14 protein-coding genes and 2 tRNA genes are annotated in these 13,788 nt (G+C 58.7%); 3 read left to right on the forward strand and 13 right to left on the reverse strand.

Features of this window, described 5'->3' with window-relative positions; translation table 11 throughout:
• Window positions 1-45 precede the first annotated feature (45 nt).
• Window positions 46-252, forward strand: coding sequence for a hypothetical protein (locus BJP05_RS03040; protein ID WP_070362127.1), 207 nt, complete (start codon window positions 46-48; stop codon window positions 250-252).
• A gap of 52 nt (window positions 253-304) precedes the next feature.
• Here the strand turns inward: BJP05_RS03040 and BJP05_RS03045 are convergent, their stop codons facing one another.
• The 5 genes from BJP05_RS03045 to BJP05_RS03065 form a co-directional block, all read right to left on the reverse strand.
• Window positions 305-1,159, reverse strand: coding sequence for a DUF3037 domain-containing protein (locus tag BJP05_RS03045; RefSeq protein ID WP_070362128.1), 855 nt, complete (start codon window positions 1,157-1,159; stop codon window positions 305-307).
• A gap of 68 nt (window positions 1,160-1,227) precedes the next feature.
• On the reverse strand, window positions 1,228-2,007 hold the full coding sequence (locus tag BJP05_RS03050; RefSeq protein ID WP_084028558.1) for an excalibur calcium-binding domain-containing protein: 780 nt from the start codon (window positions 2,005-2,007) through the stop codon (window positions 1,228-1,230).
• Window positions 2,008-2,067: 60 nt separating this feature from the next.
• The gene (locus BJP05_RS03055; RefSeq protein ID WP_168156173.1) at window positions 2,068-2,430 is read right to left on the reverse strand and encodes a type II toxin-antitoxin system death-on-curing family toxin; all 363 of its coding nucleotides are present in this window, start codon (window positions 2,428-2,430) and stop codon (window positions 2,068-2,070) included.
• 11 nt (window positions 2,431-2,441) lie between these two features.
• Window positions 2,442-3,008 (reverse strand): Panacea domain-containing protein, encoded by a 567-nt coding sequence (locus BJP05_RS03060; protein ID WP_070362131.1) that lies wholly within the window; start codon window positions 3,006-3,008, stop codon window positions 2,442-2,444.
• Window positions 3,009-3,103: 95 nt separating this feature from the next.
• Window positions 3,104-3,176 (reverse strand) — tRNA-Asn (locus BJP05_RS03065).
• 134 nt (window positions 3,177-3,310) lie between these two features.
• Here BJP05_RS03065 and BJP05_RS03070 point away from each other — a divergent pair.
• The gene (locus tag BJP05_RS03070) at window positions 3,311-4,684 is read left to right on the forward strand and encodes an NAD-dependent succinate-semialdehyde dehydrogenase (protein WP_070362132.1); all 1,374 of its coding nucleotides are present in this window, start codon (window positions 3,311-3,313) and stop codon (window positions 4,682-4,684) included.
• Window positions 4,685-4,773: 89 nt separating this feature from the next.
• Here the strand turns inward: BJP05_RS03070 and BJP05_RS03075 are convergent, their stop codons facing one another.
• The 8 genes from BJP05_RS03075 to BJP05_RS03110 form a co-directional block, all read right to left on the reverse strand.
• Window positions 4,774-6,201, reverse strand: coding sequence for a glycoside hydrolase family 32 protein (locus BJP05_RS03075; protein WP_070362133.1), 1,428 nt, complete (start codon window positions 6,199-6,201; stop codon window positions 4,774-4,776).
• A 28-nt stretch (window positions 6,202-6,229) separates the two neighbouring features.
• Window positions 6,230-7,498 (reverse strand): oligosaccharide MFS transporter, encoded by a 1,269-nt coding sequence (locus BJP05_RS03080; protein ID WP_070362134.1) that lies wholly within the window; start codon window positions 7,496-7,498, stop codon window positions 6,230-6,232.
• Window positions 7,499-7,677: 179 nt separating this feature from the next.
• Window positions 7,678-8,709, reverse strand: coding sequence for a LacI family DNA-binding transcriptional regulator (locus tag BJP05_RS03085; protein WP_070362135.1), 1,032 nt, complete (start codon window positions 8,707-8,709; stop codon window positions 7,678-7,680).
• Between the two features lie 129 nt (window positions 8,710-8,838).
• Window positions 8,839-9,381: an excalibur calcium-binding domain-containing protein gene (locus tag BJP05_RS03090; RefSeq protein WP_070362136.1), complete on the reverse strand. Its 543-nt coding sequence runs from the start codon at window positions 9,379-9,381 to the stop codon at window positions 8,839-8,841.
• 453 nt (window positions 9,382-9,834) lie between these two features.
• Window positions 9,835-10,503, reverse strand: a complete 669-nt coding sequence (locus tag BJP05_RS03095; RefSeq protein ID WP_070362137.1) for a DUF3800 domain-containing protein — start codon at window positions 10,501-10,503, stop codon at window positions 9,835-9,837.
• A gap of 481 nt (window positions 10,504-10,984) precedes the next feature.
• Window positions 10,985-12,016 carry an XRE family transcriptional regulator gene (locus tag BJP05_RS03100; protein ID WP_070362138.1) on the reverse strand — a complete coding sequence of 344 codons (1,032 nt, stop codon included), beginning with the start codon at window positions 12,014-12,016 and terminating at the stop codon, window positions 10,985-10,987.
• Between the two features lie 14 nt (window positions 12,017-12,030).
• A complete protein-coding gene (locus tag BJP05_RS03105) occupies window positions 12,031-12,594 on the reverse strand; it encodes a hypothetical protein (protein WP_070362139.1) in 564 nt (187 codons plus the stop codon).
• 310 nt (window positions 12,595-12,904) lie between these two features.
• Window positions 12,905-12,977, reverse strand: a tRNA-Asn gene (locus BJP05_RS03110).
• 116 nt (window positions 12,978-13,093) lie between these two features.
• On the opposite strand from BJP05_RS03110, the gene BJP05_RS03115 reads away from it, so the two are divergent.
• Entirely contained in the window at window positions 13,094-13,735 is a 642-nt protein-coding gene (locus tag BJP05_RS03115; RefSeq protein WP_070362140.1) for a hypothetical protein, read from the forward strand.
• The last annotated feature ends 53 nt before the right edge of the window (window positions 13,736-13,788 follow it).

The raw sequence follows: 13,788 nt of genomic DNA on the forward strand, positions 1-13,788 counted from the left end.
AGGGCGACGGTATGCTGATTTGCGGCGCGGAGGGAGGCGTTCAAGATGCAACTGGAGCTACGTCGCACGAATGATGCTGAGCTTCTGGAGCGGAAGCACACCCTGATGACTCGGCTCGGGGAGGAGTTGGGAGAGCACCGGCTCACTCCGGGGTGGCTACGATTTCTTGCAGACTCGGGTTCCTTCACGTTACAGGAGCGCGCTATTTACGATGAGTTTTGCCGCGTGAACGCGCTGTTGCAGGAGGGGTAAGGAGGAGCAACAGTAGTCGCTGCCATACGCCGTCGGCCGCAATGGTTTTCGGTCACGAACTGAGTTGGCGATTGAGACTCTCGGCATGCTCTCCCACTCGGCTGCTACTAATGAGCATTACGTTGAGATCGTGGCAAAAGTCCCTGAACAGTGCGTAATTCTTTCGCTGGGCAGTTGTAACCGGGTCCAGGGCGACCGCAGTGACCGAAAGGTGGTCCTTGCCAATCTCAAGTGAGGAGTCGTTGTACTTAAGCTTGCCTCCTTCCTGGCGCAGCTTATCGATCTTCAGCGTCCACGCATCGATGTGGGACCGTGTTTTAGCAGGGTTATCTACTTGGAAATTAAATGCCTGATTCAGTTCCAAGACAGTGTCGTCTCGCACGACGGCGAGGTTGAGGTCGAGCTCGCGCCTGGCAACGGAGACATCGGCATCCGGTACTGTGGCTTTCCCGAGTTCCGGGAATGAGCGGTACACAGTGCGGATTTCCCTCTTCAACTGGCGTACTCCCGGCTTGACATCGCTTTGCGCTTGGCCGCCAATCAAAGTGTCAAAAAGCAATTGGGTTGCCTCGGAAATGTTTGCTGCATCCATGCTTTTGACCTGGTCAACCCGGATTATGTTCATCCAATGGCTACTGACAAAAGTTAAGTAGCCACGAAGTGAATAGCGATCCCCAAGATAAAGAGGTTCTGTTGGAGCGGAAAGCTGCTCTAGTTCGTTCTTAAAATTTTGCAGCGCATGTTTGATCGCGTCTCGATTATCAGAATCAGTGAGCGTTCGGTGGGCATCCTTGAACTTGAATTGCGATTCTCCCGTGCGAGGGTCAAGCACGACTACGCCCACACCGATGGTGGTGATTCCCATCGGCTGGGGGACTGCTCGAACCGTCCAGTAGTCGAATTGCATGTCAAATTCCTTCGTGAGCAGCTGCGGATGATTGTCGGAAGCGGCTGCTGGTCAGCGGGCTTTGCCCACTATTCGCAAGCGATTCCGTCGCCGTCGCGATCGAGCTTCCTGCTGTAGCCGGGTTGTCCCTCGTAAATAGGTGCTGCTCCGGCTGCTCGTGCTTCGGAGCAGTTGGCGTAGTAAACACGGGCTGGCGCTGGGGCAGGCGCAGCTGGCACTGGTTGTTCAATTACGGGCTCGGGTGCAGGAGCCTGTGCAGGTTCTTCGGCTGGGATGTCGGCGAATTTGGCGATGCTTGCCGTGGTCTCCTCGGTTGTAACACTGCTCGGGGAAGAGCCGTTGTGAGTAGAGCTGGTCGTCGACGTGTGTGTTGTAGTGGTTGCTGCTGAGGTGGGTTCACTCGTGGCAGACGTGGTTGTCGTCGGGTCCATGCTGGCCCGAGTGGGCTCCGTGTTTGTGGTGGATCCAGATTCGGGAATGAGGCTACCACCGGCAATAAACAGCACCAGTGCTGTCAGCCAAACAATAGGCCACCTGCGGTTTACTGGGGTGAACTGCGGCGCAGCGCCCATGCTGTTGAGGACCAACGAATCGCGCTGGGGATCGAGTAGCTTGCGCAACTGCTCGTGATTCGCGGCGGCTTCTTGAGTCTCGTTGTAGTGCTTTTTATCTTGGGCCTCGCACCACATCCACCAGGCACCCGGCACAATGAATGCTGCCGCGAGCAGGATGCCACCAATTTCGCCTGAAAACAACAGGATGATGCCGACCGCTATCGCGATCCAAGCGAACACTGTTTTGGTTTTCGAAGAAGACCGTTGCGATTGCGGCTGGGTGGTGTAACTCATGGTTGACCTCTCGATTTCACGACATGGGGATGCGTAGGTATTTCAGGGGGTGGGCAGAGGCTAGGCCAGGTGATCTATCAGCCAATCTGCAATGGCTTCTGTTCCTAGGGTGTTTTCTGCCACTTCGATCATAAACTCCACGATTTCTTCATCCGCCACGTCTTCCAGGACGAATCCACACTGCTCGAGGTATACGGCTCCGCAAATCCAGGCAGTGCGTTTGTTGCCGTCTAAGAAGGCATGCGCGTTTGTCAACTGCTCTAGGAGAATCGCAGCTCGTTCAACCGGCGATTGGTACAAATACTGACCAGCCCAAGTTCGAAGCGGTGCGGCAAGGGCACCTTCCAACTTGGACTGGTCAATGACATTGAAGTGCTGGCGAATTAGCGATCGATTCAAATCGATTACTGCTGCTACATCCAAACAGTACTGGTTCATCGAGTAGCCAGAATCGTAAGTGCAGTTTCCCATCGTTCTACTGCTCCGCGGAACTGTGCACGAGTTTGGTCATGATTACCGTGAACCAGCATTCTGGGGCGGCAAGGACCATCGACCTTCTTGAGCTCCTGATCGGCATAGAACCTACGCATAGAGGACTGAGATACAGGATTGCGGCTCCGCTCACCAGCCGCAAGACCGGCCCGGGCCTTAAGCCATGGCATTTCTGAATGCGTGCGATTAATAAGCTCTTCTTTTGTGAAGCCACCGTAAAAATCCAGCACTGCATCGATGGTTTCGATGTCTTGTGCAGTGAGCCTTGACACGTCCGCCGACGGAAGTTGCGTGTCTGTAATCCCACGTCGGCAATACCGGTTCTCGGCATGAAGCTTTGGCTCAACTGGACCGTCTGCCCAGGCCTGAAATTCTTCCGCGAACAGCGGTTTTCCAAACCAGCCTAGACTCCATGCCTGCACGTAGTAAGTGAGCTTGGCTAGCTTCCATGCGTCCATCCAGCCCATTTTGTTGTAGATATACTGGGCGACATCGATCGAAGTTGCCATGAGCCCTCCTCAAGTATGCCGTGAACTATATAGGTGAATACTACCAGGGCAAGCGAAAGGCCCGAGGATGCGGAAACCTCGGGCCTTTCGCTTTGCTCCTCCAACTGGGCTCGAACCAGTGACCCTTCGATTAACAGTCGAATGCTCTGCCAACTGAGCTATGGAGGAATACGCACTAGGTGCGAAAGACACTCTAGCGCATGTTACAAGGCAAGGGAAATCCGCAGCTTGCGTATCTGGGAACTAGCGTAAAGGTGGGTGAATGGGCGTCGAAAAGGGGGAAGAGGCTGTAGCGTGGGGCCATGGCTACGACATATCGAGTACAAAATCCGGCGACGAATGAGATCGTCGCAACGTATGAGCAGACCACCGACCAAGAGCTGCAGGACACCCTCCAGCGCGCCGACGCTGCGTACAAGACATGGAGTGCCCTCAGCTACGAGAAACGCGCCGCGTACCTGCGCAAAGTCGCCCAGCTTTTCGACGAGCGCCGCGACACCCTCGTGAAAATCATCGCCGAAGAGATGGGTAAGGCCATCGACCAAGGCGACGGGGAAGTCAGCGAATGCGTGGAAATCTGCAACTACTACGCAGACCACGGCGCCGAATTCGGCGCAGACGAACCGCTGCCACACGACGGTGGGGACATCGTGATCCGCAAAGTGCCACTTGGCGTGATCGTCGGCGTGATGCCGTGGAACTTCCCGTACTACCAAGTCGCGCGCTTTGCGGCACCGACGCTGATGGCGGGCAACACCATCATTCTCAAGCACGCGTCAATCTGCCCACGCTCCGCCGAGGCGATCCAGCAGATCTTCGACGACGCCGGCGTGCCCGAAGGCGTATTCAACTACCGTCGCATCAGCCACGGCCAGATCGAGGACCTGCTCGCGGACCCACGCGTGCAAGGCGTATCGCTCACCGGTTCCGAGGGCGCAGGCAAGGCCGTTGCGAAGGCGGCTGGCGCCAACCTGAAGAAGGCCCTGCTGGAACTCGGCGGTACCGACGCCTACATCGTCCTTGACACCGACGACATTGATCGCGAAGTGCGCACCGCCATGAAGAAGCGCATGAGCAACGTCGGCCAAGCATGCACCTCCAACAAGCGCATCATCGTCATGGACGACATCTACGACGAGTTCGTTTCCAAGATGGTGGACGCCGTGTCTGCACTTCGCCAGGGTGATCCGCTTACGCCAGAGCGAGGCTGCTACTACCCACTGTCCTCCCGGGAGGCCGCCGAAACGCTTCGCGACCAAGTCGCCGCAGCCGTCGACGCCGGCGCCACCCTCCACTGCGGAGGCGAACTCACCGGGGAAGGTGCTTACTTCACCCCGGCTGTCATCACCGACATCCCGGTTGGCTCCGACTCCTACTACGAGGAGTTCTTTGGGCCCGTCGTGGAAATCTACAAGGTGTCCTCCGACGAGGAAGCCGTGGAGCTGGCCAACAACTCCCGCTACGGACTCGGCGGCGCGGTGTTCTCCATCGATGAGGAGCGCGCTAAGAAGGTCGCCAACCAGGTTGTCACCGGCATGATCCACGTCAACATTCCACAGGCCCGCGGTGCGGGGCTGCCGTTCGGTGGTGTGAAGAATTCCGGCTTCGGCCGTGAGCTCGGCCCGCTCGGGATGGACGAGTTTGTGAACAAGCAGCGCTACTTTGTAGCGAAGTAGCGCTGTGGTTCGGGGTTTTCGGGGTTGGAGTAGTCGCTGAAAGCTGACTCGGGATTTTGTGAACAGAATTGCGTCTGCTGTAGGCGGGACTAACCCCGCTTCAGCGGGCGCACTTCTACGTTGACACCGACAGGGCCGGCCACGGACTCGATCTCCACGGTGCGTGGCCCCTCACCGAGGAAGTCGAGGGAGGAGAGCGTCTCCGTGGCGTCCGCGGTGAACAGCTCGATGGAGCCACGGTCCAGGTAGATGTCCAGGGCATCGCCCGGGACCCACGGCATGGATCGGTAGCCGCTGCCGGCACCGTTGCCTCGCGCGAGCACCAAATGGATGCGCTCGGCAAGGGTGTCGAACACGATGTGGGCGCAGCGGGCGTCGTCACGAATGAGGTGGAGGACCACCTGCTCGCAGGTGTTTGTCTGCAGCGGGACGAGCTGCTCCAGGTCGGGGGTGACGCGCAGCCATGCCTCCTCGAGCGGGGCAAGGGTGGTTGTTTCGCCTGCTTGGAGGGTGGCGTCGTGCGTCTCAGCGGGGCCGAAAAGCTCGGCGATTTCGGGGGCGGGCGCGCAGTGGAGCGTGAGGGCGTCGCTAAGCGAGAGCTCCCGGGGGAGGCTGAGCTGGCCGGACCAGCCGTCCTCGCGTGAGGCGAGCGGGTGAGCGAACTCGCCCATCCAGCCGAACGCCAGGCGGCGGTTGTTGGGGGCGGCGAAGGACTGGGTGGCGTAGAAGTGGTGGCCCCAGTCGAGAAGCCGGAAGTCGGTTTCGGGCACGAACTGCGCGCCGGGCTCCCACGAGCCCACAACGTAGCCGACGTTGTGGCCATTGCGCAGGCTGTACCCGGAGCGGATCGGCGTGCGCACCATCGGGCCGTAGATGAGCACCCACTTGCCGTCGAGGAAGAAGAAATCAGGACACTCGACCATGAAGACGTTCGGGTCTGGGTCGACAAAGAGGGAGCCGGCCTCGGACCAGTTGTAAAGGTCCTCGGAAGTGTACAGCAGCACGTGGCCGCGACCGTCCACCTCTGCGCCGATGGTCATGTACCAGCGGCCATCGTGGGAGAACACTTTCGGGTCGCGCGCGTCCGCGTTGACGGGCGGGACGACGGCGCCGTGCTTCTCAAGGTAGATACCGTCGGTAGAGGTGGCCAGCATCTGGGTCTGGAACTTGCCGTCCTTATCATCGACGCCGTTGACCCAGCGGTTGCCCGTATAGAACGCATACAGCGTGCCATCATGGATGACAGTGGAACCGGACCAGATGCCGTCGGCGTCATCGGACCCGGGCTCGCCCGGAGCTAGCGCGATAGGCTCTTCGCGCCACTCGAGCAGGTCCGCAGAGGAGGCGTGGCCCCAGTGCATCGGGCCCCACGCAGGGCTGTACGGGTGATGTTGGAAGAAAGCGTGGAACCGGCCGTCGAAAAAGCAGAGGCCATTCGGGTCATTGATCCAGCCGCCAGGGGCTGCGACGTGGAAGGAGGGGTACCAGCGGTCGTTGGTGTGGCGGAGGGGTTGCATGATGAAACCTTTCTAAAAACGTTGCGGGCTAGCGGGTTGGGATTTCTTCGGGGTTGACCACGGCTTCGTCGTCGCGCTTGAGCGCGAAGACCGCGATCACACCTGCGACGAAGACAACGCCCGAGATGACGAAGAACGTTGACTGGTAACCAATCTGGTCACGGAGCGAGCCCAGCGGGGTCGACAGGATCACGTTGCCGAGCTGCGAAGAAAGCTGGAATGCCACCAGGTAGAGCGTTGCGGAGAGTGCCTTGTTGAAGTGGATAGCGAAGTACTTGAAGATAGCCAGGATGCACAGCGGAACCTCAAACGCGTGCAGCATCTTCGCAATACTGATCAACACCGGGCCTCCGAACGCCGCGCACAGGAAGATACGGACAAACATCACACCGATCCCCAGCAGCAACGTATTACGGGCGCCCACCTTGCGCATCAACAGCGGGATGAGGCCCATCATGATCGCTTCGAGGAAGACCTGCACCGAGTTCAACGTGCCGTACGCACGCTGGCCGACCTCCGGAGAACTAAACAAAGACGTGTAGAAATCTGGGAACATCTGCTGGTCAAACACGGTGTAGAACGTCCAGGACAGCAACACAATCACGATGACCTTCCACACATGGCTGTCCTTGAGCAGGCCGAGCATCTCAGAGACCGGCGGGGTCTTCGCCGTGACCTCCTCAATCGAGGCCTCCTGCGCCGTGCCCTTCGGGTGCCAGAACAACTGGGTGCACAGCAGCAGGGCGCCGAGCGCGGAACCGATCCAGAAGTTCAGCATCGGGTTGATGGTGAAGAAGATACCCGCAAGCAACGCGACGATCGCGTAGGCAAACGAACCCCACATGCGGGCCTGGCCGTACTCAAAGCCGGTGCGGTTTGCCATCCTCTCCACGAACGCCTCCATCAGCCCGGCGCCAGCCACGAACCCGGCCGAGAGCACCACGCTGCCCAGGATTGCGCCGACGATGAAGTGGTCGCGCAGCAACGGGTGGTAAATGAACTGCGTGAACGGCCCGATGAGGGTTGCGCTCGCGCCGATGAAAATGGTCAGTGGGCGCTTCAGGTCCAGCTTGTCCTGAAGCACGCCGTACACCAGCATTAGCGCCATCGTGATCGCGCCCTGGATGGCGTACACGGTACCTACCTGCGCGCCGTTGAGCTGCAGACCGCCAGCCTCAGACGTGAGCCAGATCTGGTAGAAGGACCACCAGATTCCCCACGCTGCGAAGAACAGGAAAATCGTGGCGGAACCGAAGCGGTACGCGGGGTTTGAAAACTGCGATCGAAGCATCTCCATCGCCGAATGTCCTTTCTGTGAGGCCCGGGGGTAGCCGGGCACGACAATGGCTTCGCAGGGATATGTGCAGTTGCGCGTGCTGCGCTTCTCGTTCTTGGTCCTTGCAGCGACCCTGCTTAAACCTTTAAGCACATAGTATGTCGGGGGTGTGCGAAAGGTGGGGAAGGTGCTAAAACGATTTAGCGAGCTTGGGAAACGCTCCCACGCTCAACCACTTTCAGGGGGAGCAAGGTGGGATTCTCGGTACCGGGCTGTTCGCCGGACAGAAGGCCAACCAGCATGCGCGCCGCCCGCGCACCCATCTCCTGATATGGCAGCCGGAACGTCGTCAGACCCGGCCGCACCAACGCCGCCAAATCCTCATCATCAAAGGACAACACCGAAATTGTCGACGCCACATCCAACCCCGCGTCCTGCATCGCCTGATACACGCCCAACGCCAAACGATCGTTCGCCGCCAGGACCGCGGTGGGGTAGTTTGTGGGGTCGTCATCAAGAATCTCCGACATCCGCGCATACCCCGACGCCGGCTCCCACACCGACGCGTGGCCCTCCGCGTGCAGACGGATCCCGTGGTGGGCCAGGGCGGCGTCGATACCGCGCATGCGCTCGCTAATGCTGAACGAAGGCGTCGCGGCCTCTGGGAACCTGCCGATCAACGCAATCGAACGGTGCCCCCGCGCCACCAAATAGTCAATCGCGTCCCTGCCCGCCGCATAGTCGTCGGGCAAAATCGCAGGAAGGTCGCCAGCCTGGCCGTTACAAATCACGAGCGGCAAGTTCGTCTTTGGCAGTCCAAGTTCACGCGACGCCATCAACCCGACCACAACGCCATCCACGTTCCGCGACTCCAACGTATGCAACGCCGGAGCAAACCGATCCGAACGGTGGCCGGTCTCCGCCATCATCACCGCGTGGCCAAGCCGTTCGGCTTCATCCACGATCCCCGTAATCATTGGAGAGGCGAAACGCGTAGTGGTGACCTCGTCGGAGAGAAAACCAATCGTGTGCGTGCGTCCAGTCTTGAGCGCCCGCGCCAAGGTGTTTGGGCGGTAGCCCAGCTCGCGGGCCGCCTCCCGGACCTTCCGCACTGTCTCTTCCGGAATACGCGAACCGGGTTTGCCGTTGAGTGCGAGGCTCACCGTGGCAGTGGAGACGCCGAGGTGCTTCGCGATATCCGCGAGCGTGACACGATGCGAACTTCTGGACATTTGAAGCAGTATAGCGGGGACGGTCTGGTCTTAGTTGGGATGGGCGTGATGGGATGCGGTGGGGTGGAAGGTGTCGTCGAAAGCTGAGTCGGGATTTTGTGAACAGAATTGCGTCTGCTGCGGGTCGGACTACTCGCAGGCGACGCCGTCGCCGTCACGGTCGAGCTTCGAACGGTAGCCAGGCTCGTGGCTGTAGATGGGGGTGACACCCGCGCGGCGAGCTTCTGCGCAGGACTTGTAGTGGCCATTGGCAGGCAGCTTGCCACTGCGTGCCGGCGCGGGTGCTTGCTTCGGAGCTGGAGCCGGGGCTGGCTTTGGGGCAGGGGCCGGCTTCGGTGCCGGTGCGGGTTTCGGTGCTGGTTTTGGAGCAGGAGCTGGCTTCGGGGCAGGGTTCTTTGCTGGTGGTCCAGGGATAATGCCTGGCAGTGGATTCGGGATGATGCGTTGCTGGACCGCCCAGAACGTAGCACCAGCGCCGATGCCCAGTACCGCGAGGATGCTTGTGACTGCGATGGCGGCGATGGCGCCGTCGGAAAGCCCTTCTGAAGGGGTCTCCGGCTTGGAGGTTGTGGTGGTTGTCGGGACAGGACTTTCAGGAGCGGCGTGTGCTGGTGCTGCGACACCGAGCGCGAGCGAGCAGGCGAGGGCTGCTGCGATAGTTGTTTTTCTCATGTGTACAGCATGTCATAAACATTGGAAAAGCCTGAAATGGCATGTTGCAAGAGGGTGGTTGCAATCCCTCACTCGTCGCCGTGGAGGTATGAAGCCTGTGGGCTTTTGTAAAAGCTCTTTACATGTTTTTCGCTAATTCGCTGTCTTGCAAGCTTTCCCCTGAGCCAGTCAATGGCGGCTTCACCTCGTTTTAGTCGTTCTTCGTTTTCACCAAGCTCTGGTCCACCGCACGAGGTCGAGCCATCCTTATCAGCGATGGGGTGTGCGAACAACCTGGAGCTCGGAGAGTGATTTCATGCAGATGGAAAAGGCGAAGCGGTTTGTGTATGAACCATCACATAAAACTCTTGAATCGGTGGACATTATTGGTTATGATCAGGGCAATGCTGGCGATAAGTCCTCCAGGGGAGGACTTCTTACCCCGATAGGTGAGATAGCCAGCTTCTCTATGTTTTATGGGCGCCCCCATGGAAGGAACAAACTCGCAAGCGTCGGTTTAATGCACGGCTCAAACCATGTGCATTTCTTACCTTCTAAATGCCGCTGCACAGCCCAAAGACCGTAATCAGCTACTTGCAATCCCCACGCTGAGGGCGCGGTCCACACACATAGCGTGATATTTCGCTGTATCTGACTGCACACTTCTTCTACTGCTTGTCGCGCAGCTTCTCTGATTCCTTTGGTACCGAACTCTGCCACAATGACGAACAGCTCGTCTTGAGGCTCGGAAACTTGGAGGGCGATTTCTTTGAGGTGTAAGTACCAGGCTGTCTTGTAGAGACCCATTGGTCCAGCATCTTTGATGTGCGGGTATGCGTTTGACTTGTACAGGAAGGTTGTATCGAAGCGGGGCGCTTGCTTTTGGATGAGGCTGAACATTTCGTTTCGCGTTCTAGCAGAGTCGTCGACGGCGTGGAATCCGCGGGTGAGCTTAATTCCTTCTTTGGAGCGACTAGCGCGTAGGTGGAGACCCTGTAGGAGGTCGTCTCCGTGTGTGTCGTGCTGGAATGTGGCGGTTCCGAAGCCGAAGTAGGTTGATGCTCCGCCACCTTGTGGGTTCGGTGTCCCGTCGTAGTCAAGGTTTCCGGTTTCGTCGGCGTAGAGGTAGATGCGTTTATTCATGGCTTTCAGAGAAGTATTACAGTTTCGATCAAGTAGGCAGGTTTCGCGGTTATGCTTGTTGTCTTTGTCTGATTGCGTGGTCGCTATCAAGGTCTTGCCAGGTGGTGACAACGTAGGTTGTGGCGTCTAGTTTTGTGCGAGCAGGTTCGGGTTGTGCCGATAGAGGCGTTCACATAGCTCGGCCTCTAGCGGGGAGACAGGCAGGGGTGCAACGAATTGGTCAGCTTGTCGTTCTCGGCGGGCATGGAGCGACTCGCTCATCCCTGCGTGGCGCCCGTGGGTAGCGTGCCCCGACTCGTGTGCAAGTGCGTAGCGCCGTTCGATTGGGCGCAGACCGGGCGCAAGCAGAATCAGGTCGTAGTTGGGGAACTAGCCACCAGCGTCACCTGCGAGCCATACAGCGTCATCGACATCGACCTACACGCCGAGCTCGCTAGCCATGTCCAGCAGCGCAATGAAATCAGACGTCAACGGTATCTCCTTATTTGCGGTGCGTGGTTGGCAATTGCGTCACGCTCGCAATCTGTGACTCCACGGGCGCCGCCTCAGCGCTAAGGCGAGTCAACTCTGTGAGATCAACCGGATCGACGAAGGTGTTCTCCATCAGCACGTGGACAGGCTCGTGAACTTGCCAGCCGCGCCCGGAGATTTGCATGCGCAAACTCCGGTAGCGCTTGTAGTCAATCAGCTCGAGCTCATGGGTTCGTCGCACAATCGCTTGAATAGAACAGCCCCACTGCGATTTCAGGTGCGCATAGTCAGACAACGTCGCCTCTGGTGTGACGTTGTCAGCGACAAGCTGCGGGGGCATCAGCAATGCCCCCGCAAATTGGTTGGCTTCAGTCTCAATTACAGGGAGGTCGCGCCGGGTTGTTGCGGTGTGCAGGATGAGGTGGCCGAGTTCGTGGGCAAGGCTAAACCTGTATCGGTCGCCGCTACGTTGCCGGTTGAGGGCAATGACGCGCAGAGGTGCTGCTGTGGGGGTGGAAACGCCGTCGAAGTTGGTGCCGTCGACAACGTCGTCGGGAAGTGATGTGACGATCACACCGCATTGGTGCAGTGCTGCTGTCAGGTTGCCGATAGCGGTATCGGGTGCGAGTTGTAGGTGTTCGCGGGTGCGGGCGGCTGCTTCTTCGATGACGATCTGGTCTAGTGGTTGATCAGGCAGGTCTAGCTTTGGCAGGCTGCTGGTTTGGTCGGGGAAGCGGCGTTTGAGGTAGTGCTCGGTAATCGAGAACGCGGTGGCGATTTTCTCCGATTCGGGTTGCCCTAGTCGTGCTGTTCGGAACAGGAGGTCCGGTGAGTCGTAGTAGTCGATGGGTTCTTCAAAGAACTCGCGGGGAACCTTGGTGACAAACTGCGCGGTAGTCAGGAGCCGTGGCGACAGGTTGCGTCGTTGGCGTTCGACGCTACTAAGCGTTGATTGCGAAACCCCGAGCTCTGCGGCGAAGGCTCCTTGCGTGTAGCCAAGCAGAATTCTGATGTGTTTGAGGTTTGTGCTTGCAGTGGACATGTAGCTGGTGCTTTCTAGGTGCCGAAGTTGAACTCTTGTTCGTCGGCGCGTGTTGGGTAAAACTTGTCTTCGGTGATCTTCTCGTTGGGAGTAAGTAGCTGGAATTCTTGCGATAGTTTCCTTGCCTCTTCAAGGGTGCCTTCGCCGTCGAAGAGTTGTATCGAAAACTTGGTAATCGAGTCCGTCTCCGGCTTCGGGAACTCCCAGAACAATACGATACGGCGTTTGTTTTCGATTAAGGGTTGGTCCGGGGTCTCTATGGGGGAGTTGCGGAATCCTTTCTTGCGGCGCACCACCAGGAAGGCGTCGTCGTTCTCAAACCATAGGCGGGTGGGAAACCCTGATGCTTCGCAGAGTTTAAGACCTCCGAGTCCGCTCTCGCGGAACTGCCGATGCAGTGCTACGAGCATGGCTTCACGGTCTAACCCTGGGTACTCATCGAGGTAATCGACGTAGGGCAGATTTCGGCGGTAGTCCAGCGCGACACCGACTGCTTCGCGTAGCTCGTCGTGCTGCTTTGTTAGCTGCTTGTGGATACGGCGCACTAGTAGGGCGTTGTCTTGGCGGGGATGGGGCATCGTTACTCCTTTATGTAACATTCCGTGTGATATTTTCACACTTTAGTAATAATATCACTCGAACTGTTACATCGGTCGGGGTAAGAGGGTTATCGCGGTGACTTTTATGAAAGGGTGCCCGTTGCTCCCGTCGACCTCATAGCGTCGACCAACGCAGGCCAGCGCGATTTCGATCATTTGGGGCTATTCTGTCGATTTTGCGCTGACCTGCGTTGGTCAACCGGAGTAGGTCGACGAGAGTGGAGCCTCCGTCTGCCGACCCGCTAGTCTGAAACGCAAAAACCCGAGGCAACGCCTCGGGTTGTAGTTGCTCCTCCAACTGGGCTCGAACCAGTGACCCTTCGATTAACAGTCGAATGCTCTGCCAACTGAGCTATGGAGGAATATGTGCTTGAAAGCAACGAGCAATACTTTAACCCGGATGTTGGGATTTGAAAAATCGCCAGGTGGGGGCATGTTTCGTGGACATGGAAGGTGGGTGGTATGTAGGGTGGGCGCTATGAAACACTCACTGCTTGCACTCACTGTTGCTTCGGCTGTGTCCGTGACGGCCGTCCAGGCGCCTGTCGCGTGGTCGGAGGAGAACTCGGCGGGGGAGAATACGCAAGGGGCGCAGCAGACGACAACGGAGGATGGCAGCTCCGGCAGCTCTGACGGCGAGGAACTGAGCCCGGCTGCAATTGCGGGGATCACGCTTGGTGTCCTGGCCGCTGTGGGTGCGGGCGCTGCGTTTGCCGTGTCGCAGGGGCTGATCCCGAACGTGGACCCGAAGGTGGTTGCTGGGCTGACGGGGTTGTCGTCGACGGTGCCGGGGTTGGCGGCGTTGGGCTTCGGAGGGGCGTCGATAAATAAGTGCTCTCCGCAGGCCTTTGATGCGGCGATGCCGGGCTGGCCAGGTGTGACCGGGACGACTGTGCTGTACTGCGAGGGCCAGTGGGCCGTGGCAGGGCAGAAGCAGTCGGATTGGATTGTGCCGTTTGAGCGCAAGGGAGACCGTTGGGTGGCGCTGCTGCCGGATGGGACGTCGAAGCGCGGGCTGAACTCCGCGTGCTACAACGGTGACGCGCTGCGAGGCCGTGGTGCGCCACAGCAGTTTGTTGACAAGATTCGGGTCTGTGCCCCCGATGAGATCGGGCGGTAACGTGTCGCTGTAGTCTTGCAGCGTGGAAAAACGAGGATTTCGAGTAGGGGCAC

This window comes from Corynebacterium sp. NML98-0116, from assembly GCF_001767255.1.
Taxonomy (GTDB): domain Bacteria; phylum Actinomycetota; class Actinomycetes; order Mycobacteriales; family Mycobacteriaceae; genus Corynebacterium; species Corynebacterium pseudogenitalium.

Bases quoted from the DNA above. Each gene is read 5' to 3' on its own strand.
- BJP05_RS03040 (WP_070362127.1), top strand. From the start codon at position 46: ATGCAACTGGAGCTACGTCGCACGAATGATGCTGAGCTTCTGGAGCGG.
- BJP05_RS03045 (WP_070362128.1), bottom strand. From the start codon at position 1,159: ATGCAATTCGACTACTGGACGGTTCGAGCAGTCCCCCAGCCGATGGGA.
- BJP05_RS03050 (WP_084028558.1), bottom strand. From the start codon at position 2,007: ATGAGTTACACCACCCAGCCGCAATCGCAACGGTCTTCTTCGAAAACC.
- BJP05_RS03060 (WP_070362131.1), bottom strand. From the start codon at position 3,008: ATGGCAACTTCGATCGATGTCGCCCAGTATATCTACAACAAAATGGGC.
- BJP05_RS03070 (WP_070362132.1), top strand. From the start codon at position 3,311: ATGGCTACGACATATCGAGTACAAAATCCGGCGACGAATGAGATCGTC.
- BJP05_RS03075 (WP_070362133.1), bottom strand. From the start codon at position 6,201: ATGCAACCCCTCCGCCACACCAACGACCGCTGGTACCCCTCCTTCCAC.
- BJP05_RS03080 (WP_070362134.1), bottom strand. From the start codon at position 7,498: ATGGAGATGCTTCGATCGCAGTTTTCAAACCCCGCGTACCGCTTCGGT.
- BJP05_RS03085 (WP_070362135.1), bottom strand. From the start codon at position 8,709: ATGTCCAGAAGTTCGCATCGTGTCACGCTCGCGGATATCGCGAAGCAC.
- BJP05_RS03090 (WP_070362136.1), bottom strand. From the start codon at position 9,381: ATGAGAAAAACAACTATCGCAGCAGCCCTCGCCTGCTCGCTCGCGCTC.
- BJP05_RS03095 (WP_070362137.1), bottom strand. From the start codon at position 10,503: ATGAATAAACGCATCTACCTCTACGCCGACGAAACCGGAAACCTTGAC.
- BJP05_RS03100 (WP_070362138.1), bottom strand. From the start codon at position 12,016: ATGTCCACTGCAAGCACAAACCTCAAACACATCAGAATTCTGCTTGGC.
- BJP05_RS03105 (WP_070362139.1), bottom strand. From the start codon at position 12,594: ATGCCCCATCCCCGCCAAGACAACGCCCTACTAGTGCGCCGTATCCAC.
- BJP05_RS03115 (WP_070362140.1), top strand. From the start codon at position 13,094: ATGAAACACTCACTGCTTGCACTCACTGTTGCTTCGGCTGTGTCCGTG.